At 43.6% G+C, this 21,961-nt stretch carries 10 protein-coding genes, 1 tRNA gene and 3 rRNA genes; 9 read left to right on the forward strand and 5 right to left on the reverse strand.

Annotation, left to right across the window (positions count from 1 at the left end; translation table 11 throughout):
• Positions 1–10: 10 nt before the first annotated feature.
• From trkA to BWX39_RS01980, 4 genes are all read right to left on the reverse strand, one after another.
• Positions 11–1,351 carry a Trk system potassium transporter TrkA gene (gene trkA / locus BWX39_RS01960; protein ID WP_028906060.1) on the reverse strand — a complete coding sequence of 447 codons (1,341 nt, stop codon included), beginning with the start codon at positions 1,349–1,351 and terminating at the stop codon, positions 11–13.
• 22 nt (positions 1,352–1,373) lie between these two features.
• On the reverse strand, positions 1,374–3,311 hold the full coding sequence (gene dxs, locus BWX39_RS01965; RefSeq protein WP_028906061.1) for a 1-deoxy-D-xylulose-5-phosphate synthase: 1,938 nt from the start codon (positions 3,309–3,311) through the stop codon (positions 1,374–1,376).
• A gap of 586 nt (positions 3,312–3,897) precedes the next feature.
• Complete coding sequence (locus tag BWX39_RS01975) at positions 3,898–4,500, reverse strand: DUF4840 domain-containing protein (RefSeq protein WP_028906062.1); 603 nt, start codon at positions 4,498–4,500, stop codon at positions 3,898–3,900.
• Positions 4,501–4,665: 165 nt separating this feature from the next.
• Positions 4,666–5,385 carry a Bax inhibitor-1/YccA family protein gene (locus BWX39_RS01980; RefSeq protein ID WP_028906063.1) on the reverse strand — a complete coding sequence of 240 codons (720 nt, stop codon included), beginning with the start codon at positions 5,383–5,385 and terminating at the stop codon, positions 4,666–4,668.
• Positions 5,386–6,064: 679 nt separating this feature from the next.
• On the opposite strand from BWX39_RS01980, the gene BWX39_RS01990 reads away from it, so the two are divergent.
• From BWX39_RS01990 to rrf, 3 genes are all read left to right on the forward strand, one after another.
• Positions 6,065–7,597: ribosomal RNA gene (locus BWX39_RS01990) — 16S ribosomal RNA — on the forward strand.
• Positions 7,598–7,952: 355 nt separating this feature from the next.
• Positions 7,953–10,859: ribosomal RNA gene (locus BWX39_RS01995) — 23S ribosomal RNA — on the forward strand.
• A gap of 108 nt (positions 10,860–10,967) precedes the next feature.
• A 5S ribosomal RNA gene (rrf, locus tag BWX39_RS02000) occupies positions 10,968–11,080 on the forward strand.
• The 16S, 23S and 5S rRNA genes sit together here, the layout of an rRNA operon.
• A gap of 141 nt (positions 11,081–11,221) precedes the next feature.
• On the opposite strand, the gene BWX39_RS02005 is transcribed toward rrf, so the two are convergent.
• Positions 11,222–12,790 carry a restriction endonuclease subunit R gene (locus tag BWX39_RS02005; RefSeq protein ID WP_028910957.1) on the reverse strand — a complete coding sequence of 523 codons (1,569 nt, stop codon included), beginning with the start codon at positions 12,788–12,790 and terminating at the stop codon, positions 11,222–11,224.
• Positions 12,791–13,156: 366 nt separating this feature from the next.
• On the opposite strand from BWX39_RS02005, the gene BWX39_RS02010 reads away from it, so the two are divergent.
• The 6 genes from BWX39_RS02010 to BWX39_RS02050 all read left to right on the forward strand — a co-directional run bounded on the left by BWX39_RS02010 (position 13,157) and on the right by BWX39_RS02050 (position 21,957).
• A tRNA-Asn gene (locus BWX39_RS02010) sits at positions 13,157–13,230 on the forward strand.
• An 899-nt stretch (positions 13,231–14,129) separates the two neighbouring features.
• A complete protein-coding gene (locus BWX39_RS02025; protein WP_028905698.1) occupies positions 14,130–15,068 on the forward strand; it encodes a hypothetical protein in 939 nt (312 codons plus the stop codon).
• A 245-nt stretch (positions 15,069–15,313) separates the two neighbouring features.
• Positions 15,314–17,677 (forward strand): C10 family peptidase, encoded by a 2,364-nt coding sequence (locus BWX39_RS02035; RefSeq protein WP_028905696.1) that lies wholly within the window; start codon positions 15,314–15,316, stop codon positions 17,675–17,677.
• A gap of 135 nt (positions 17,678–17,812) precedes the next feature.
• Positions 17,813–19,681 (forward strand): Omp28-related outer membrane protein, encoded by a 1,869-nt coding sequence (locus BWX39_RS02040; RefSeq protein ID WP_028905695.1) that lies wholly within the window; start codon positions 17,813–17,815, stop codon positions 19,679–19,681.
• A 104-nt stretch (positions 19,682–19,785) separates the two neighbouring features.
• Positions 19,786–20,274: a TlpA family protein disulfide reductase gene (locus BWX39_RS02045; protein ID WP_024998745.1), complete on the forward strand. Its 489-nt coding sequence runs from the start codon at positions 19,786–19,788 to the stop codon at positions 20,272–20,274.
• 9 nt (positions 20,275–20,283) lie between these two features.
• Positions 20,284–21,957, forward strand: a complete 1,674-nt coding sequence (locus BWX39_RS02050; protein ID WP_028905694.1) for a DUF6029 family protein — start codon at positions 20,284–20,286, stop codon at positions 21,955–21,957.
• The last annotated feature ends 4 nt before the right edge of the window (positions 21,958–21,961 follow it).

Raw genomic sequence — 21,961 nt, forward strand, 5'->3', positions numbered from 1 at the left:
CTTACAGTCTTTAATTGAACAGTTGTTCCACCTTCTTCATGTTGGTATTGTAGCAGAATACGACTACAATGTCGCCCGCCTCAATTTGCGTATTACCCGAAACGAGCATACCCTCCTCGTGGCGAACCAGTCCGCCAATGGTCATTCCGCTTGGCAAATTCATGTCCTTGATAGGCTTTTGCGTTATCTTAGAGCCTTGAACGGGAATGAATTCGGCAACGTCGGCATCGACAGACATAAGGAAGCGCACGTTGTCTACGTTGGCATCGAGCAGCATCTGATAGATGTAGCCTGCGGCAATTGCCTTCTTGTTGATGATGGTACCAATGTCCAAATTGGCTGCCATGTCTACATAGTCGAAGTTTTCTACTGCTGCAATGGTTTTCTTGACGCCCAAACTCTTTACAGCCAAGCATGCAAGAATATTCGTTTCGGCATTCGGCGTAAGCGCAACAAAGGCTTGCGTGTGGCGGATACCCTCTTCTATGAGCAAGTCGGTGTCGCGTCCGTCGCCATTGATGACAAGCTGCGACTCGTCGAACATTTCGTTCAGGTATTCGCAACGGTCGATGCTTCTTTCTATAACCTTTACGTCCATGTATTCGGGCATTATCTTTACCGAACGGACAGCCGTGCGTCCACCGCCCATAATCATTACGTTTTTCACATCGACATAATGTTCTTTGCCCGTGAGCTTGCGTATGTAAGGTATGTATTCCTTAGTCGTCATGAAGTAGGCGAGGTCTTCCTGTTTCAGCGTCTCGTTACCATCGGGAATGATAGTTTCGTTCCTGCGCTTGATGGCTACAACGTGGTAAGGGTCGTTGGGGCCGCTTATGTCCCTGAGCGGCTTGTCTAATATCTCGCAAGTCTTGCGGAGCTTTATGCCCAGCATAACCAATGCACCGCCTTGAACGTCCCAGCGTTGGCGAACCCACGACATTTTCAGTCCGTTTATTATGTCTTTTGCCGCCAAGAGTTCGGGGTAGATGAGACTGTCAATGCCCAATTGCTTGAAAAGCTCTTGGTTCTTAGGCTCCATGTATTCGGGGTTGTCAATCTTAGCCACGGTCTTTTTTGCGCCAAGATTGTGCGCCATGGTGCAGGCTGTTATGTTGATGGTCTCTTTGAGGTCTACCGCAATAAAGAGGTCGGCATGCTTTACACCTGCTTCCTGCAGCACTTTTATGCTTGTCGGCTTCCCTTGCAATGTAAGAAGGTCGTAGTTCTGACCAATCTTGTTCAAGTTCTCTTCTTGCTCGTCAATAAGTATAATGTCGTACTTGTTGCGAGAAAGAAACTGTGCCAAATAAGTTCCAATGGCGTATGCTCCTGCTATAATTATCTTCATACCTCTGTCCTCCGTGTGTTGCTTACAATCTTTTTTCTATTTCCCGCTTTATGCTGTCCTTGTCAATTCCACACAATTGGCGGAGTTGCTGCACTGTTCCCTGCTCGATAAATTCATCGGGAAGGGCTAACCTTTGCACGTGTATGTTGTGGTTGTGCTCGTTCAGCCATTCCATAACGGCTGTTCCGAGTCCGCCGTTCTTCGCTCCGTCTTCCACGGTGATGACTTTCGAAAAGTTCTGTCCTACCTCTTCGAGTATGTTTTCGTCTATTGGCTTCAAGAAACGCATATCGTAGTGGGCAATGCGACCTGTGCATTTGTTTTCTTGTTCCAACTCCTCGATTGCTTTCTGCGCATCGTGTCCCACAGGGCCAATGGTAAGAATGGCTATGCTTTTCGTAGCTTTCTCTTGGTCGGTGCCGAAAGTCTTGTCGTAAAGTTTACGTCCTGTGCCCACTTTTACCTCTTCTAATGGGCATTGCCAATCCACCAGTACGCCACCGCCACGAGGGTATCTTATCACGAAGAAACCTTTTTCGGGCAATTGGGCAGTAAACATAAGTCGGCGCAATTCGTGCTCGTCCATTGGCGAAGCAATGGTAACGTTCGGGATAGGGCGCAAGAAAGCCATATCGAAAGCACCGTGATGGGTTGCTCCATCTTCGCCAACGAGTCCTGCGCGGTCTAAGCAGAGTACAACGGGGAGGTTCAAGATGGCGGTATCGTGAATGATGTTGTCGTAAGCGCGTTGTGCGAAAGAACTGTAAATGTTGCAGAATGGTTGCAAGCCGTCCTTTGCCATACCTGCCGAGAAGGTCATGGCGTGTCCTTCGGCAATACCTACGTCGAAGGTGCGGTCTGCCATTTCCTTCATCATAATGTTCATTGAGCAGCCTGTCGGCATGGCAGGCGTAACGCCAACAATGCGTGGATTGCTTCTTGCAAGCTCTAAAAGAGTGTGCCCAAACACATCTTGGAACTTTGGTGGCTTATTGCTGTCGTCCTGCACAAGACGCTGTCCTGTTTCGGGGTCGAACTTTCCAGGTGCGTGCCACACCGTTGCGCTCTTCTCGGCAGGTTCGTATCCCTTGCCTTTCGTGGTGTGCAGGTGCAGCAGTTTGGGGCCTTTCATATCCTTAAGTTGGTTCAACACCCTTACCACTTCCTTGACATCGTGCCCGTCGAATGGTCCGAAGTAGCGTATGTCCATACCCTCGAAGAGGTTCTGCTGTTGGGCAAGAGCCGACTTGATGGCGTTGTTCAGACGAATAATGCCCTTGCGTCGCTTGTCGTTCAGTATGCCTTTGGCGTGCAACCATTGCGATGCCTTGAAACGAAGCCTGTTGTAAGTTTCGTTCGTATCGAGGTTGAGCAGGTATTGTTGCATACCGCCAACGGCTCTGTCTATCGACATGTCGTTGTCGTTCAAGATGATGAGTAAGTCGTTGGGCTGGCTCGAAGCATTGTTCAAGCCCTCGAAAGCCAAGCCACCGCTCATCGCTCCGTCGCCGATAATGGCAACTACGTGGCGTTCGGGGTGGTTTGTCATCTTGGCAGCTACTGCCATTCCCAATGCTGCTGAAATGGAATTGGAAGCGTGCCCACAAGTAAACGTGTCGTATTCGCTTTCTTTTGGAGAGGGGAAAGGCATAAGTCCGTCTTTCTTTCTGTTCTCGCAGAAGCATTCGCGACGATGCGTTAAAATCTTGTGTCCGTATGCCTGATGTCCTACGTCCCATACAATTCTGTCGTCAGGTGTATTGAAAACGTAATGGCAGGCTACGGTTATTTCGGTTGCGCCAAGACTCGATGCGAGGTGTCCGGGGTTTACAGCCACCTCGTGAATGATGTCCTTGCGCAGTTCTTCGCATAGTATAGGGAGCTCGTCTATGCTCAATTTTCTTAAATCGGCAGGCGAGTCAATCTTGTTTAAAAGTTTGAAAGTATTCTCGTTCGACATTATTATAATGTGATAATAAGTGCAAAGGTAATCCAAATAGCTTGAACGGCAAAATAAATATAGGCGAATTTAGGGTAATACCGACTTATTGTGAGTAGCCGACGAAATAGTTTGCGATATGTGCAGAAAGGTTCGGTGGAAATGGAAAAGTGCAGCAGTTTTCCATTGAGGTAATTCGGACAGAATGGCACGAAATATCTCTGATTTTGTAAAGATAGTTCTGTTAAAAAGTGATAACTGCGCTTTGGCGTTACGAAAGCGGCTCTTTTGCGATGCAAAACCTACGCTTTTACCGTGCAAAACAGCCGCTTTTAGAATGCAAAACAATAGGTTTTGTAATGCGTTGGTAACAAGCTGGTTAGGTGATATGGATGTTTTGAAAAATTCTTTACAGTCCTATTGCTTTGTTTCTGGTTGTAAAATACGAAATGTGAGAGAAGTTATATTGCTCAGATATGTATAGAATGAGAGGTTCCTTTATAAAAAAAAGAGGGCAAGCCAGCGATGGCCTGCCCTCTTTTGGATTATGAATAATCAAGTGTGTGTGCTTCTTTTCGTAATCGTTAATAGACCCGATATTATCTTATTAGCGTTTCAGTTTGAACAGCAAAGGTGTGTTTCCTGTTTCGATTGCAACACGTCGCTCGCCGAGATACATACCTGCCATTTGAATGATTTGCATTGCCAGCTTGTCTTTTCCGACAGCTTGTGCTGCCGAACTTTTGCTATTAATTAGGAAAAGTGTCTTGATTTCTTGCTCCTTGCCGTTGTAGTTTATTTTGAAAGTAGCAGGAAGCGGATTTACTAACATTGTTACAGGGTCTTTACGCATAAAGCCTATGTTGCATTTTAGGTCGATGGCTCCAGCTTCTTCTATTGCTTTTTTCAGGTTTCCGTTTTCTAATATTCCTGCAATTGCCTTGGTGGGAAGGTTCTTAATAGTGAGCATAGTGCCAGAGTTGAGGCTTACCGAAACGGGCAGACTGTCTTTTTCTAATTCGTGTGAATTGTTTTTTCTCTTGTTGAAAAATACGTATCCCGTGTATTCGCCCTTTACACTTTCGTATGCAGCTTGGGCTTCTGCAGGAGTAAGATCGTTTTCTGGTTCGTCAGCGTTGCATGATGTCATACCGAGCATTGCTATGCCAGCAAATGCAACCAACATAATTTTGCTTAAATTCTTCTTCATAATTGTTCTTTGTTTCTTTTGTTGTCTTTTCTATTTATTATGCACTAAATGGAAAAAGCAGGAAAACATTGCTTCTGTTGTGTGAAAAAATGAAAAGAAGCAATGTTTTCTGCTTTTTTAGATAAAGACGTGTATGTATTTCTACATTATCTTCTATCGTTTGCCTTAGTTTCTGTTACCGAAGAAACGGAGCAGGTAGAGGAAAAGGTTGATGAAGTCTAAGTACAGATTCAACGACCCAAGCAATGCTATTTTCTGTGCCGATTCACCTGCATCGGGTGCACGCATCACCATTTCCTTAATCTTTTGTGCGTCCCAAGCTGTCAGACCTGTAAAGATAAGTACTCCTAATCCGCTGACAATCAAGTCGAACATAGTGCTGCGGAAGAACATGTTTACCAAGCCTGCAATGATTAAACCAATGAGTGCCATAAACAAAATGCCCCCCATCTTGGTTAAATCTTTCTTTGTGGTAGTGCCCACAATAGCCATTGTAGCGAATGTTCCTGCCGTAATGAAGAAGGTTTTGGCAATGGAAGCAGCAGTGTAAGCTGCAAAAATCCAGCCCAAAGTAAGTCCGTTCAAAACAGAAAAGATAATGAACCACGTTGTGGCAGCTGCCAACGAGAGTTTCTGAATGCGTGCAGAAAGGTAGAAAACAATGCCCAATTCTGCAAAGATGCAAATCAGTAGTGGCGCCATTCCGTTGTAAAGCATCATCAACATTGCCTCCGATGTACCAACACCGTATGCCACAACGCCTGTAATAGCCAGTGCCATTGCCATCCATGTGTAAACCTTGCGCATGAGTAAAGGCCATGTGCGCGACATTTCTAACTCACTGTAACGGTCTTTGCTTGTTTTTGAAAAATTGTCAAAATCCATAATTTGTCTTTTTTTATTTTATTTTTTCTATCTCGTATTGCAAAGAATATGCCAACTCAACATCAAGAAGGCGTGTCTTAAATCATTTTGCAAATATACTTTAAAGCTATGATAAACGCAAAAAACCACTTCTTTTTTATGTTTCTTTTATTTTTCTGATGTCCAAAATCTGATGCGATAGATAGACTTTTGGCTTTCCTGAAGCTGAAAAACGTGGGGTCATGATACTTCTCATGTCTCTTTAATGATGTAAATCTGACTATATATTATAAGGTGTAAATTGTTTCGCTTGTTGATTTATGTCAAATCTCTCCTGCAAAATGCAGTTTTTTTCATTTTTCTTCTTGAAACATTTGGTGCGTATTGTTTTTTGTTATACCTTTGCACTCGCTTTCAAGAAATGCCGCCCTGCGGTTTCTTTTTAGCACATTCGTTCTTTGAGAAGTTTTACATATACAGAGAAGTAGTACAAGAAGCGTCTGCCTCGTCTTTGATGTTGGCAGATGGGTAAAAGAAACGTCCTATCATTTTTCTTGATTTTGGTGTTTTGAACTTGATACTTCGGATGAGGGTTCTGAGCAGAGACAAATGGAGTGCGTCGCCTCGCTCGTCATGGTATGGGTTTTCCTTTACTTATATGACGAGTGCTTGTGATTGCATTTTCTTTATATGATTTTTTACAATGGAGAGTTTGATCCTGGCTCAGGATGAACGCTAGCTATAGGCTTAACACATGCAAGTCGAGGGGAAACGGCATTATGTGCTTGCACATTTTGGACGTCGACCGGCGCACGGGTGAGTATCGCGTATCCAACCTTCCCTCCACTCGGGGATACCCCGTTGAAAGACGGCCTAATACCCGATGTTGTCCACATATGGCATCTGACGTGGACCAAAGATTCATCGGTGGAGGATGGGGATGCGTCTGATTAGCTTGTTGGTGCGGGTAACGGCCCACCAAGGCTACGATCAGTAGGGGTTCTGAGAGGAAGGTCCCCCACATTGGAACTGAGACACGGTCCAAACTCCTACGGGAGGCAGCAGTGAGGAATATTGGTCAATGGACGTAAGTCTGAACCAGCCAAGTAGCGTGCAGGATTGACGGCCCTATGGGTTGTAAACTGCTTTTGTTGGGGAGTAAAGTGAGGCACGTGTGCCTTTTTGCATTTACCCTTCGAATAAGGACCGGCTAATTCCGTGCCAGCAGCCGCGGTAATACGGAAGGTCCAGGCGTTATCCGGATTTATTGGGTTTAAAGGGAGTGTAGGCGGTCTGTTAAGCGTGTTGTGAAATTTAGGTGCTCAACATTTAACTTGCAGCGCGAACTGGCGGACTTGAGTGCACGCAACGTATGCGGAATTCATGGTGTAGCGGTGAAATGCTTAGATATCATGACGAACTCCGATTGCGAAGGCAGCGTACGGGAGTGTTACTGACGCTTAAGCTCGAAGGTGCGGGTATCGAACAGGATTAGATACCCTGGTAGTCCGCACGGTAAACGATGGATGCCCGCTGTTAGCGCCTGGCGTTAGCGGCTAAGCGAAAGCATTAAGCATCCCACCTGGGGAGTACGCCGGCAACGGTGAAACTCAAAGGAATTGACGGGGGCCCGCACAAGCGGAGGAACATGTGGTTTAATTCGATGATACGCGAGGAACCTTACCCGGGCTTGAATTGCAGACGCAGGATACAGAGATGTTGACTCCCTTCGGGGCGTCTGTGAAGGTGCTGCATGGTTGTCGTCAGCTCGTGCCGTGAGGTGTCGGCTTAAGTGCCATAACGAGCGCAACCCCTTTCCTTAGTTGCCATCAGGTCATGCTGGGCACTCTGGGGACACTGCCACCGCAAGGTGTGAGGAAGGTGGGGATGACGTCAAATCAGCACGGCCCTTACGTCCGGGGCTACACACGTGTTACAATGGCCGGTACAGAGGGACGGTGTAATGTAAATAGCATCCAATCTTGAAAGCCGGTCCCAGTTCGGACTGAGGTCTGCAACCCGACCTCACGAAGCTGGATTCGCTAGTAATCGCGCATCAGCCATGGCGCGGTGAATACGTTCCCGGGCCTTGTACACACCGCCCGTCAAGCCATGAAAGCCGGGGGTGCCTGAAGTTCGTAACCGCGAGGAGCGACCTAGGGCAAAACTGGTGATTGGGGCTAAGTCGTAACAAGGTAGCCGTACCGGAAGGTGCGGCTGGAACACCTCCTTTCTGGATTGGGCTTTTGTTTGTTAGTATCTTAATTGTTCGATACACTTTTTTGAGAGAGGGATATGGAGTTTCCCTTCTTGGCTACACACTCTGATATGTTTCATATATTGAATGGAAGACAAGGTTCAAGGCCTGCACGGCAACGGTTCAAGTCCGCCATCTTCACTTTTCGATGCATCTCATGCTTCATGCGTTTTGTTGCATTGACATCGTTCTTTGACTTATTGACACAAGCAAGACTGTAAAGTAAGACATTTCATTCCGCTTTTTTGTGGAGTGGTTATAGATTTCAAGATACAGCTGAAAGTATGAGCAACCCTGTGGCGCGTATTTCATATATGTGCCACTTGGCGAATAGAAAGTAACTAAGGGCGTATGGCGGATGCCTAGGCTCACGGAGGCGATGAAGGACGTGATAAGCTGCGATAAGCTCCGGGTAGGTGCAAATGACCTTTGATCCGGGGATTTCCGAATGGGACAACCCAGCACTCTGAAGGAGTGCTATCCTGATTTTCGTTCAGGAGGCTAACGCAGGGAACTGAAACATCTTAGTACCTGCAGGAAAAGAAAATAACTTAATGATTCCCCCAGTAGTGGCGAGCGAACGGGGAACAGCCCAAACCCACGACGTGGCAATGCGCCGTGGGGGTTGTAGGACCACGTTGTCGTACTCTGATTGTGAGGAGAACGTTCTGGAAAGTTCGACCGTAGCGGGTGACAGTCCCGTATCCGAAGCATGATGAGGCGTAGTGTCATCCTGAGTAGCGCGGAACACGAGTAATTCTGCGTGAATCTGCCGGGCCCATCCGGTAAGGCTAAATACTCCCGTGAGACCGATAGTGAAGTTAGTACCGTGAGGGAAAGGTGAAAAGCACTCCTATTAGGAGAGTGAAATAGTTCCTGAAACCATACGCCTACAAGCGGTCGGAGCATATTTTTTTATGTGACGGCGTGCCTTTTGCATAATGAACCTACGAGTTACCATGCCCAGCGAGGTTAAGGGGTTCAGCCCCGTATCCGCAGTGAAAGCGAGCCTGAACAGGGCGTTCAGTTGGGTGGGGTAGACGCGAAACCAAGTGATCTACACTTGACCAGGTTGAAGTTCCGGTAACACGGAATGGAGGACCGCACGGATAAGCGTTGAAAAGCTTCCCGATGAGTTGAGTGTAGGAGTGAAAGGCCAATCAAACTTGGAGATAGCTCGTACTCCCCGAAAGGCATTTAGGTGCCGCGTGCGATGTTCTCCGTGAGAGGTAGAGCGACCGATAGGTCAAGAGGGCTTCACCGCCTATCGAGACCTGACGAACTCCGAATGCTCACGGACCGTAGTCGTGCAGTAAGGGGGCGGGTGCTAAGGTCCGTCCCCGAGAGGAGAAGAATCCTGACCGTCGTCTAAGGTCCCCAAATTCTGTCTAAGTTAGTCTAACGAAGTCTGGTCCCAGTGACAGCTAGGATGTTGGCTTGGAAGCAGCCATTCATTCAAAGAGTGCGTAACAGCTCACTAGTCGAGGGTCCGGGCGTGGATAATAATCGGGTATGAAGTCAGATACCGAAGGCGCGGGATAGCAATGTATATTAAAAGTATCGGTAGGGGAGCATTCCATATGCGTTGAATGGTGATGGTGATTGATCCTGGAGCGTATGGAAAAGCAAATGTAGGTATAAGTAACGATAAAGGGGGTAAGATTCCCCCTCGCCGTAAGACTAAGGTTTCCCGGGCGATGCCAATCATCCCGGGGTTAGTCGGGTCCTAAGTCTCAGCCGAACGGCGATGGCGATGGCAGACACGGTCAATATTCCGTGACTTGCCCATTCAGCGATGTGGAGACGGAGCAGTGACACTGTCGCGCCCTTACGGATATGGGCGTTGAAGGCTTTAGGCTATGATGGGTGCAGGCAAATCCACACCCTGAGCTGATGGCCGATAGTACGGTTTTCCCCTCGGGGCGAACCGATAGCACAGGTAATCATACTTCCAAGAAAATCCGCTAAGCTCAATGTTTGGGCAACCCGTACCGCAAACGGACACACGTAGTCGGGTAGAACATACTAAGGCGTTGAGAGATTCATGGTTAAGGAACTAGGCAAACTGACCCCGTAACTTCGGGATAAGGGGTCCTCGTTTTTTACGAGGCGCAGAGAATAGGTCCAGGCAACTGTTTAACAAAAACACAGGGCTGTGCCAACTCGAGAGATGATGTATACAGCCTGACACCTGCCCGGTGCTGGAAGGTTAAGAGGAGAGCTCAGACTTTTGTCGAAGGCTTGAATTGAAGCCCCAGTAAACGGCGGCCGTAACTATAACGGTCCTAAGGTAGCGAAATTCCTTGTCGGGTAAGTTCCGACCTGCACGAATGGTGTAATGATCCGGACGCTGTCTCAATCATGATCTCAGTGAAATTGTAGTATCGGTGAAGATGCCGATTACCCGCGATGGGACGAAAAGACCCCGTGAACCTTTACTACAGCTTAGCATTGACCTTGGTCATCCGATGTGTAGGATAGGCCGGAGGCTTTGAGGCGCGCACGCCAGTGTGCGTGGAGCCATCCTTGAAATACGGCCCTTTGGCTGTCTGAGGTCTAACGCGCTTGTTGCGCGGACATTGCTTGGTGGGTAGTTTGACTGGGGTGGTCGCCTCCAAAAGCGTAACGGAGGCTTCCAAAGGTGCCCTCGGGTCGATTGGTAACCGACCTCACAGAGTGTAATGGCATAAGGGCGCTTGACTGGGAGGCAGACATGCCGAGCAGGCAGGAAACTGGGGCATAGTGATCCGGTGCAAGTGTATGGAAACTGCATCGCTCAAAGGATAAAAGGTACTCCGGGGATAACAGGCTGATCCCCCCCAAGAGCTCATATCGACGGGGTGGTTTGGCACCTCGATGTCGGCTCGTCACATCCTGGGGCTGGAGAAGGTCCCAAGGGTTGGGCTGTTCGCCCATTAAAGTGGCACGCGAGCTGGGTTCAGAACGTCGTGAGACAGTTCGGTCTCTATCTATCGTGGGCGTTGGAGTTTTGCGTGGTTCCGCCACTAGTACGAGAGGACCGTGGTGGACAGACCTCCGGTTTGCCAGTTGTGCCGCCAGGTGCACCGCTGGGTATCTGAGTCTGGTATGGATAAGCGCTGAAAGCATCTAAGTGCGAAGCCTTCCGCAAGATTAGAACTCCTCATAGGGTCGTCACAGACGATGACGTTGATAGGGTGCAGGTGTAAAGACAGCGATGTCAAAGCCGAGCACTACTAATTGCCCGAAGCTTTCATTCCGGTGTTTATTCTTTTAGCTGTACGTGTCTTGTATGGCTTGTTTTACATATCCTTGCTTGTGGCATGGTCACCCTTACGGTGTGCTGAGGAGCACACTGACGGTTTTATCAGGTGGTTATTGCGTCGGGGTTCCACCTCTTCCCATTCCGAACAGAGAAGTTAAGCCCGATTGCGCCGATGGTACTGCAATGCAATGTGGGAGAGTAGGTAGCTGCCTTTTTTGTATTGAAGCCCCGACTGCGATGAGTGGTCGGGGCTTCGTGCGTTTATATAGCTTTTAGCAAGAGCTTGTATATGGTAAGATGGTTCCCTTTCATCGAATAGGGAATAGGCGAGTGCATTTTTTTAGAAATCGCTCTTGTTATTTCATTAGGAGGGCTTTTTCTTTCATAACCTCTGCTCCTATAATCTGATTCAATTTAGAGCCTATAATATCATCAGAGTAAATACTCTGCCAATGGCTTTCAAATAATGGCTTTTCTATATTGCAACTTCCTGAAGAGTCAAGAGCGTAGATGATGAGCCTTTCCTTGTCGCAAATGCCCATTAAGTTAGAGCGTAACATACGAGCGTATGACAATGCTTGGCGAAATGCTTTTTGTTCCTCTAACATTGATGAAATGTCTAGTTTAGCTTCAATTACCAGCGGAGCACTTTCAAAATGTTTAGCCCCTTGTGGGAAGAATACAAAGTCGGGAATAGCCTTCTCTTTTATCCCTGCTTTTAGCTGTAATTGTCTTGTCCAATCAGAAATGTGATAGCCTATTCGTTTTAATATGGGAATAAGAATATTCTCTTCTATATCCTTTTCTTGTTTAATTTCCCCAAAATCAATTGCTTTGCCAACATAGAGTTGGGGATAATTATCAGTTTTTACACCCTTTTCTTCTGCTAACCTCAATAACTCTGAATAGTCTTTGGCTGAAAATGCTACTCCGTTTATTCCTTGTAAATTCTTACGGACAATAGGTTGCTGCGAGAAATAAGGATCATTCTTCAAGTCTGCAAACGATATCTGTGGAAGTCTTATCCCTTTACATACAGTCGTTCGGCAATGGTAATAATCGAAAGGGTTAAAGATACCAACAGATTCTGTACGCCAAATAGAATGGATAAAACTTCTTGGCGATGTGCAATATATAATAACGAGGTCTCCTTTACGTGTTCTCTCGTTGCAAGCCCAAATAGATGTTTGGGCTTGTGAATCTTTCCCTAATGAATCGAGAAACTCAAAATCTCCTTTGCCAGATCCTCCAGTTAGCCATACATTTGTAGGTGGTGGCAATTCTTCATTCTCTTGTTTTTCTTCTTCTGACAAGACTCTTGCTCCGTAATCGTATATGCAGGCGCAGACTTCAGCGTCTGTTAGTCCATTTTCTTCTTGAAATTTATTTATTGCGCCACAAATATCATAGTAGTACATTAAATATTCTTTATAACTTTTGGTGCGAGGAATAGGTGGCAGTTCTATACCCAACGCATCACAGCTTTTTTGAATAATATCAAATCTACGTGGAAGAAGAATAGGCTTGAAGTAAGCATTATAAAAGTATAAGTACATTGATAGAGCATCTATTGTAGCTGCTTTTTGTCTGAATTTATCTGCTTTGATAAAATAATTTTCTTCAAACCAAACAACCTTTTCTTCCTGAAATTCAAACTCTTTTAAGTCATAGGATTCTACAAAAGTTTCGAAACTCTTGCGCTCGGAAAGTTCTTCGATTAAGAGATTCCGTTCGGAAAGGTTAACTCTGTGCACATATATAAAATCTGTAAAATACTGAGGTTCGATATCACTGTCCAACTTTTGTAAGAAAGTTGCTATGTTCTCTATTTCTTTATGAGTATCGTTTGGTTCAGGATTAAACATTGCAATTGCATTTTGTCCATCTGCTGACTGCTTATAGTAATTCCATAATGTTTTGTTCATAGTTTTATTTTATATATTTATCTCTTGGTATTGTTCGTCATAGAACGAAGATGCAATAATTAGAGATGTCTAAAATATTGATGCGATACTTCTTTACATAAGCCTTGTAGCGTAAATCTACTATCAATAACAGAGTATTAGAACTTATCGGTAACTATGGCATCTTCTTGTCTGTATATCAGTACTGCAAATGTAATTATTTCTATTGATAAAGGGAAATATTAGAAATAGTTTTTTGTATGATAGTATGATGAAAGTTGTCCTTGCGAATGTTTTATCATAAAAAGTTGATATTTTTTGCTGAAATATTTGGTGGATTAAAAAAAACGTCGTACTTTTGCACTCGCTAAAAAGAAATAGCAACCTGCTTCAGTAGCTCAGTTGGTTAGAGCACCTGACTGTTAATCAGGGGGTCGTTGGTTCAAGCCCATCCTGGAGCGCAAAGAGAGGATAGTCGTAAGGCTATCCTCTCTTTTTGTTTGTATTCTGTTGTTGGGTTTAATATGCTTGGGTAGTTTAGGCGTGTTTTTAATACTTCAACGGTATTGTTCTTTAATGGGGTGGCGTTGTGTCTTCTCGGAGCTGGACTGTAGGTCAGTAGAGTTTTGGTGGAAAGGGTGGTTTCTTTCTTGTTGTTTTTGGTAAGCGTTCTGTAAAAAGCATCTTGGTTTTGTAATAATAATTCGTAGAAGAAATGGTAATTTCGATTTGACGTTGCGAAAGCGTGGGTTTTGCGATGCAAAAGAGCCGCTTTTACCGTGCAAAACCTACGCTTTTGGAATGCAAAACAATAGGTTTTGTAAAGTGTTGATGATTAGGTGGTTAGGCGATGAATGGTGTTGTGAAAAATATTTACAGTGTTGTTGCGTTTTTCTGCTTATAGAATGATGTGTGTAAGGGGAGTAGGGACAGCATTTGAAACGTTTGTTCTATTCTGTAGGATTGCACTGTATGACAATTCTTTTGCTGCGTTTTTACAGTTCCACTTTATACCAGTAGGCTTGCAGGCAAATAGCTTTGAATGGTTTGTTGCTGTGGTAGCTTTTGTCTTTCGTATGGAAGTCTGTTTGTAAAAAGATGTTGCATAGTAACTTGCACATAGAATAAGAGAATCGTTTTATTCTGATTTTCTATTTTGAGTTTGTAGAGTATAGTGTGCATATAAACAGAGTAGAATAATAGCAAGCGTAATTGTTAATTGCTGTGTTTGTTGGTTGTTTTTTTTATTTTTTCTTGCATAGTATTATTATTTAGTTTATCTTTGCCCATTGGAAAAGAAGAATATTAGGTTCTTTGCAAATTTAACTACAAACAATTTAACAACAAACAATTTTAAATTATGAAGAATTTTTTACATTTGAGAGTTTTGGTGGTAATGCTTACTGCCGTTTTAGGAGTGTCTAACAGTTTCGCTGACAATGATCTTGACGAACAACTTGTTTTTCTTGGTCAGAAGATGACAAAAGAAAATGGTAACAAACTTGACTCTGAACGTAAGTGGGTTAAGTCTGGAACTGTGAAGTTTGATGCTGATACTCGTACTATTACATTAGAAAACGCTGAGATTGTTGTTACTGCAGAAAACTGCCCTCAGTATCAATCAGAAAGCGGTACTTGGTATCCAGTTATCGGTACTTTCCGTTTTTATTGCCCAACTGACAATATTACTGTGAAGTTGATAGGTAAAAACTCTATTACGACAACTCAGACAGGTTTTGTGATGCTGACATATCAAGATGCAGAGTCTGTGAATATTGATATGACGGGCGGAGGTAGCCTTACTATTAATGCTGGATTGAATGGTATCGATGCCAGACATACAGGTACACTTAACATAAAAGACGTAGATATGAACATTAAAGGAGCCAGATGTGGTATTTGCGGCGGATATGCAAGTCGTTTGATAGTTGATAACTCAAATATTACATCTGAAGGTAAATACGGCGCAATTTGCTCTTTCAAGAAGTTTTCAATGAAGGGTGTAAAGTGTGTTTCACCTGTTCCAGACCCCAGTGCAACTCCAGAAGATGAAGAGGACCCACAAAGTACTAAAACCGTTTCGTTTGAAAAAGGCGGTGTAACCAATGCGTATGGCACTCCATGGGGCTTGGTTGTTTTGGAGCGCGAAACGACTGGTATTGCTACTAAGCCAGCTGTTAAGAACAATGTAACAGTAGTTGCTGTTTACGATGTATCTGGCCGATTGCTCAACGATTTGCAGAAAGGCATCAATATCGTTCGTTACAGCGACGGTAGCGTGAAGAAGATTGTTAAGTAAGCAATGTTGAAAAACGAATTTGCATCGAAAGAACAGTAGTTTATGAATGTTTGAGTATGATGTAGAATTCGTTCGGAATACTTTAGGAAACTCATATCCGCAATTAGGTTATGAGTTTCCTTTAAACAAAAAAGAAGTTAAGGTAACTTTAAAGAAGTTTGCTATTGTAACTTGTAGAGTTGGGAGAATTTTAGACTATAAATATAATAGAATTAGAATTACTTTAGAACTAAACGTATAATCTTATGAAGAAAATATTGCTTTTACTTGTACTCTTTTCAGTGGGAAGTATAGTACGAGGCAATCCTGTGAGTTTGGAGAAAGCACGCCAAATAGCTTTAAAGTATATTAAAGGCAACAGTGCTCGCTCCCCCCATATGCACGCACAAACTTCAAACGCTGTAAAGAGCGTGCAACTCTCTACCGATGCTTATTATGTTTTCAACGTAGGGAGAAATGATGGATTTATTATTGTAGCTGCCGACGATAAGGCACCAGCCGTTTTGGGACATTCTTACAACGGTACATTCGATGAGAAGAATATTCCCGACGGAATGAAATGGTGGTTGGAATGTTGTCAGCGTTATGTGAAATATGTTGCTACCCATAAGCAACCGACAATGTTGGCAAAGCCAGCAAAGCTTCAGGATTTGTCAGGATTGATGACTACAAAATGGAATCAGACAAGTCCTTATAACCTCAGATGTCCGAAATTCGATGAAGGATATGCTGCAACGGGCTGTGTTGCCACTGCAGCAGCGCAGATTTTGAAGTATCATGAATGGCCACAGAACGAAACTTCGGTGATTCCAGGCTATGAATCAAAAATGCAGAAGTACGAACAAACTCTTCAAGACCTCCAACCAAAGAAATTCAATTGGGGAGCAATGAAGGATAGTTACAAATTTCAAGAAGATGCGGACGAGGTTGCTTGGCTTATGCGCTATGTTGGACAAGCTGTGAAGATGCAATACTCTCCTAAGGAATCGGGTGCCAATGTCTTGCTGACATCGTTCAAGGAATATTTCAACTATGCAGCTACGGCACAAGAAATAGAACGCTCGTTATATACGGAAGCTGAATGGCAGCAGAAAATCTATGACGAGATAAAGGAAAAACGCCCTGTGTTGTACACGGGTGGTAAGTTTGATGTTGTGTCTGGAGTCATTGGTTATCACGCCTTTGTTTGCCACGGATATAAAGATGGCAAGTTCCTTATAAACTGGGGTTGGGGCGGTTTGTCAGATGGCGAATACGATTTGTCTGTGCTCAATCCGACCTTACAGGGAACAGGTTCGTTCTCTGGTGGCAGCGGTTACACCATTAAACAAGCTGTCATTGTTGGTTTGAAGCCAAACAAGACGGGTCAGCAGCCTGAGAATGCTACCAATACCATCTTTGTGCAAGATATAAAAGACGTACAAGACAAGTATCAGCGAGCAGACAATTCTGCAGATTTTGTCATCGACAGAATTGGCTTGAAGGTCTTGGCAAACAATTACACGAAGCAGAAGATAACATTTGGCTGGCAGCTTAGAGATGCAGAGAACAAGCCAGTAGAAGGCACTGCAATTCTTGGTCAGGTAGATATTCTTAATATGATGCCCAACAACCGCACATACGAATGTGTGAGCAATTCGTTGACTTTTGGTAAGAATCTGTCTGCGGGGATTTATTATCTTGTTCCAATGTATGCTGCCGAGTCAGATGGCGGCAACACTTGGAAGCCTTGTGTAAACTCAAGTATGTATATCAAACTTGATGTTAAAGATAAGGAAATGCTTGCTACAGCTTTCAGCAACAGAAGCGATGTGGAATGCAAAACGCTGACACACGAAGGACAAGCAGAAGAAAATATCGAAACAAAGATAACTGCAACGCTTCTTAATAAAGGTATATCAAATACCGTAACTGTATATCTTTACGACGCAACGATAGGCAAGAATGCGAATGCCGTTGGCTTTATGATAGATGCAAAAGCAGAGCAGAAAGTTGAAATTCCTTATACTCCTAAAACAGCGGGCAAACATCGCGTTGAACTCTATGCTGATAACGTAAGGAAAGTGAAGATAGGCGAATTGGAAATAGATGTTAAGGAAGGCTTAGATGCTGAATTAACGCAAAGTGGCTATAAGATTAAGAATGCCCAAGGCAATGTTGTAATGGACAAATTTGAATGTGATGTTACAGTAGAAAACTGGGATAGTAAACCTTATAAGAACAAAATCATAGCCATTCTTTCCGACCGCAGTTCTGCCAATGTGGAAGTATTGACCCAAGATGTTGATATTGCTGCAGATGAAGCACAGAAACTTACATTTACCTTTAGTAAGATGGAAGATGGTGGCGAGTACTGTGTGAAGATTTATTATATGAAAAAGAATCTGCAAACAAGACTTTCTCTCGCTGCTCCGCCATATTATACATTCCGTTTGAGCAATGGTATTGAGAATGTAGAGAGCGGTAATGCAGAGAACGGTATTGTAACAATCTACCGTATTGATGGCAGCGTGGCAGCACGTGTGAAGCAAAATGTCGTGAAGCAGACGCTGAAAGAAATGCCTCATGGTGTTTATATCATAAATGGTAAGAAATATCTGAGCTATTAAAAGTATAAGAATGTCTAAATTTAATATACATAAACCGTAACTAATTGGAGGCAGTGTAGGCTTTCGAGAGCAATCTTAAGAGCCTATCACTGCATAAGATTAAAAAAGAAACTATAAACTATGAAACATTTATTTATGTCATTAATAGTAGCTTCTGCCTCAATGTCGGCAGTAGCACAAGACATACAGATGATGGATACACCAGTCCTTTCAGGAGTGGTGGCAAAGGCTAAACCACAAATTGAAGCAAACCAACGTTTAATAAGCGATTATCACGAAGTAGGAGGATATGGGAATGCTCCATTTAACAATGGAGAAAAAATGATAGGTTCTTTCTACTCTCAAGAGATGTTGAAGCCTTTTATTGGTTGCAAGGTTAAATCAATTAGAGTACTTTCTGCAGATGCAAGTCGTATCCAGAATGTTTTTATTAAGGAAGGAAACACAATATACGATGCCGAAGAAGTTAAGGCAGAGGGAACACTTGGCAATTCTATTGGCGACAATTGGTACGAAGTTAAGCTAAGTAAGGAAATTGAAATAACAGCAGAAACTAAGGGATTTGCAATCGGATACAATTTGGTTGCTGGCAATCAAGGTAAAATAACCGTCGGAAAGAATGGTGTAAACTCTTATAGAGGCAATCTTTACACTTATTTTGGAGCAACGAATGAATGGATAAACCGTTCTACAACCCAGCCATTGACATTACCATTGCAATTGGTAGTAGAACCTGCTGCTGGAACAACTATGAGCGAATTGGTGGTCAGCCATATCGAATTGCCAAATTATACTGAGGTTGGAAAAGCCATTAATGTAGATTATTGGCTAACCAATGCAAGCTCAACACCGATAAACGACTTTGAACTTGACGTTCAGATAGACAATAAGAGCGTAAAGACCATAACGGTGGAACAAGGTGTTGGTGTTGGAGAAACTAACAGGAAGTTTAGTATTGCTGAACTTCAGCCGAATATCTCTACTGCAGGTAAGCACAATCTTGCTTTGGTATTGAAGAAAGTAAACGGAAAGGAACTTAAAGATGTGAAGGGCGTTGAGAACAATCACAAGGTTCTTTATTATAAAGAGGTGGTTGCACGTCAAAAGACATTGGTGGAGGAATATACTTCTGAACGTTGCAGAAACTGTTATAGAGGTGTTCAGAATATTAAAGAACTTAAGAAGCGACAGCCTGATATGGTGATGGTTGCAGTACACCTTAACGAAACTGCATATCCTGATGATGTAGCTGCACCAGAGAGCCAGTTTATCAAACGAATGGCAAATGTCCGTGGCTTGCCTTCTTTTGCTTGCAATAGAACTGCATTTATTTATAATAAACAGGAAACTATAGCAAATCCTAATATTGCTGGTGAGTCTTCTCCTGAACTTACACAGGTGATTGATAATTTCTACAATTTTTCAAAGAAGAATACTTGCGTGTTCTCAACACTTGGCATCGTGAACAAATACGATAAGGACAGCAGGAAGATTAACATAACAGTAACAGGCACAGGCGTGAACAAGGCGAAGGAGTTGCTTGAAGACTATGCGCTCTTTGTACTTGTTACGGAGAATAATGTAGACGGACACCAAGGCGATGAAAATGGATTGCTCGTGGAAGCTAAGCACCAAGATGTACTTCGTGGATATGTTTCAGATGTAAAGGGCGACAACGACCTTGTGTGGGAAGGTGATAACTTCACAAAGACTTACGACTTTGCCATACAGAATGATTGGAAGCCTGTTGATTTGGAAATAGTAGCATTTATTGCTCCTAAAATAAAGGAAATCGGTGTGAATCTTGAGAGCTTGGCTGTGCAGAACTGCATTAGTGAGCCTCTTGCGAAGGACCCTAATGCTATTGAAAATGTAGCGACAGACTTGCCTGCAAAGGAAATTGGACGCTACAATGTCAAAGGTCAGCGCATATCAGCACCACAGAAGGGATTCAACATAGTGAAGTTCTCTGATGGCAAGGTGTTGAAAGAAATAGTCAAGTAACGATTAAAAGAGATATGCTGTTCCGCAGAAATGATGGAACGCATATCTTTTTATTCCAACGAATGCAAGACATTTTTATTTATTAACAATTAATACATCATGTTATGAAAAAAACTTTTTTATCACTTTTAGTACTACTTACTTGTGCTATCAGCACAGTTAGTGCGCAATTACCATCGGTAACGCTTAAGGACATTAATGGCAAAACTGTACGTACAGATACTTTGTCAAATAATGGAAAGCCATTCATTATTGATTTTTTTGCAACTTGGTGTAAGCCTTGCAACCGTGAGCTGAAGGCTATTAGCGAAGTATATAATGAATGGCGTGAAGAAACTGGTGTGAAAATCTTTGCTGTTTCTATTGACCAAGCACAGAATGTGAACAAGGTGAAGCCACTTGTAGACGAGAACGGCTGGGAGTATGAAGTGTTGCTCGACCCGAACAGTGAGTTTAAGCGCGCTTTAGGCATACAGATGATTCCTTATGTTCTTATTTGCGATGGCAAGGGGAATATCGTGTACAAGCACAACGGCTATACAGAAGGAGCCGAAAACGAGTTGATAGAGAAAGTTCGTGAACTTGTAAAATAGCAAATAGTTATGAAAAAAAGTATCTGGTTGCTATGTTTGCTTGCTCTTGGTGCAGTAAAGGCTACTGCACAAGAGCAGGACGATACCGACAACGGGAAGGTCTCTGTTACAGGAAGTATTCAGAGCGATATTCTTATCCCACAGGAAGACCTCAAGATTGGGTCGCCCAAGTACAAAGACAAGGTATTGACGAACTCTTTTCTCGACCTTAATCTCATTAGCAAGAATGTAGATGCGGGTGCTCGATTTGAATTCTTGAGATTCCCATTGCCAGGTTTCGAAAAGGATTATAAAGGGTATGGCGTGCCTTATTTTTATTTGAAAGGAAAGTTCGAGAAGCTTGAAATCACATTAGGAAGCTATTACGAGCAGTTCGGTTCTGGTTTTATTCTTCGAACTTACGAAGAGCGTAGTTTGGGAATAGACAATTCATTGTTAGGAGCACGAGTTGTTTACAAACCTTATAAAGGTATTGTGATGAAAGCCATAACTGGCGAACAGCGTAGATATTGGGCGCACAACGACTCTTGGATAAATGGTGCTGACCTTGAATTAAACCTTGGCGAATGGTTCAGTGGATTGCAAAAGAGCGATACACGCATTATGTTAGGAGGTTCTTTCGTAAACAAATACGAGAACAACAAGGACGACAACATCATGGTAGACCGTACACACAAGTTAAATCTACCACAGAATGTAAACGCATGGGACGCTCGTATTCAATTGCAAAAAGGCGGATTCAATGTACTTGCCGAGTATGCAGAGAAAACACAAGACCCTTCGTTTACAAACGGCTACATCTATCGTAAGGGAAATGTGGCTATGCTTTCTGCCTCTTATTCACAGCGTGGAATGAGCGTTCTGTTACAAGCAAAACGTTCTAACGATATGGCTTTCAAGAGCGACAGAAACAGCATTGGTGTATCTTCGTACATCAACCACTTGCCAGCATTTACCCAAGACCAGACCTATGCGCTTGCGGCATTCTATCCTTATGCAACCCGTCCTGACGGCGAGTGGGCATATCAAGCACAGTTAGGCTACAAGTTTAAGCGCAAAACTTTCCTTGGCGGTCCTTATGGAATGAATGTGAAAGTGAATTTCTCACACGTTCATGCCATTGACAAGCACACCAACCTCGCAGGTTCTATAGACAACGCTACTGTAAAAGGTTCAAAAGGCTATGGCTCTGCCTTCTTTAAGTGGGGCGACCAAACCTATTATCAAGATTTGAATATACAGCTTGAGCGTAAAATCTCTAAAGCATTCAAGCTGAATTTGATGTATATGAACCAGTTCTACAACAAGACTGTGGTAGAAGGTGAAGGCGGTATGATACACTCTGACATCTTTGTTGCAGACGGTAAGTACACTTTCTCGCCAAAGGTAAACCTTCGCGGAGAGGTACAATACCTTTCTACAAAAGAAGATCAAGGCAACTGGTGGTTCGGTTTGCTTGAATTGGCAATCGTTCCTCATTGGATGTTTACAATAAGCGATATGTATAATTCTGGTGACAGCAAGCTACATTACTATCAAGGATTGGTAACTTTCAATGCTGGTGCCCACAGGTTGCAGGTTGGCTATGGCCGTACACGTGCAGGCTTTAACTGCTCTGGCGGTGTATGTCGCTATATACCAGCAAGTAGAGGTGTTACAGTTTCATACAATTATAATTTCTAAACAA

Origin of the sequence: Prevotella intermedia ATCC 25611 = DSM 20706, assembly GCF_001953955.1 — a bacterium.
GTDB classification, from domain to species: domain Bacteria; phylum Bacteroidota; class Bacteroidia; order Bacteroidales; family Bacteroidaceae; genus Prevotella; species Prevotella intermedia.

Bases quoted from the DNA above. Each gene is read 5' to 3' on its own strand.
- trkA (WP_028906060.1), bottom strand. From the start codon at position 1,351: ATGAAGATAATTATAGCAGGAGCATACGCCATTGGAACTTATTTGGCA.
- dxs (WP_028906061.1), bottom strand. From the start codon at position 3,311: ATGTCGAACGAGAATACTTTCAAACTTTTAAACAAGATTGACTCGCCT.
- BWX39_RS01975 (WP_028906062.1), bottom strand. From the start codon at position 4,500: ATGAAGAAGAATTTAAGCAAAATTATGTTGGTTGCATTTGCTGGCATA.
- BWX39_RS01980 (WP_028906063.1), bottom strand. From the start codon at position 5,385: ATGGATTTTGACAATTTTTCAAAAACAAGCAAAGACCGTTACAGTGAG.
- BWX39_RS02005 (WP_028910957.1), bottom strand. From the start codon at position 12,790: ATGAACAAAACATTATGGAATTACTATAAGCAGTCAGCAGATGGACAA.
- BWX39_RS02025 (WP_028905698.1), top strand. From the start codon at position 14,130: ATGAAGAATTTTTTACATTTGAGAGTTTTGGTGGTAATGCTTACTGCC.
- BWX39_RS02035 (WP_028905696.1), top strand. From the start codon at position 15,314: ATGAAGAAAATATTGCTTTTACTTGTACTCTTTTCAGTGGGAAGTATA.
- BWX39_RS02040 (WP_028905695.1), top strand. From the start codon at position 17,813: ATGTCATTAATAGTAGCTTCTGCCTCAATGTCGGCAGTAGCACAAGAC.
- BWX39_RS02045 (WP_024998745.1), top strand. From the start codon at position 19,786: ATGAAAAAAACTTTTTTATCACTTTTAGTACTACTTACTTGTGCTATC.
- BWX39_RS02050 (WP_028905694.1), top strand. From the start codon at position 20,284: ATGAAAAAAAGTATCTGGTTGCTATGTTTGCTTGCTCTTGGTGCAGTA.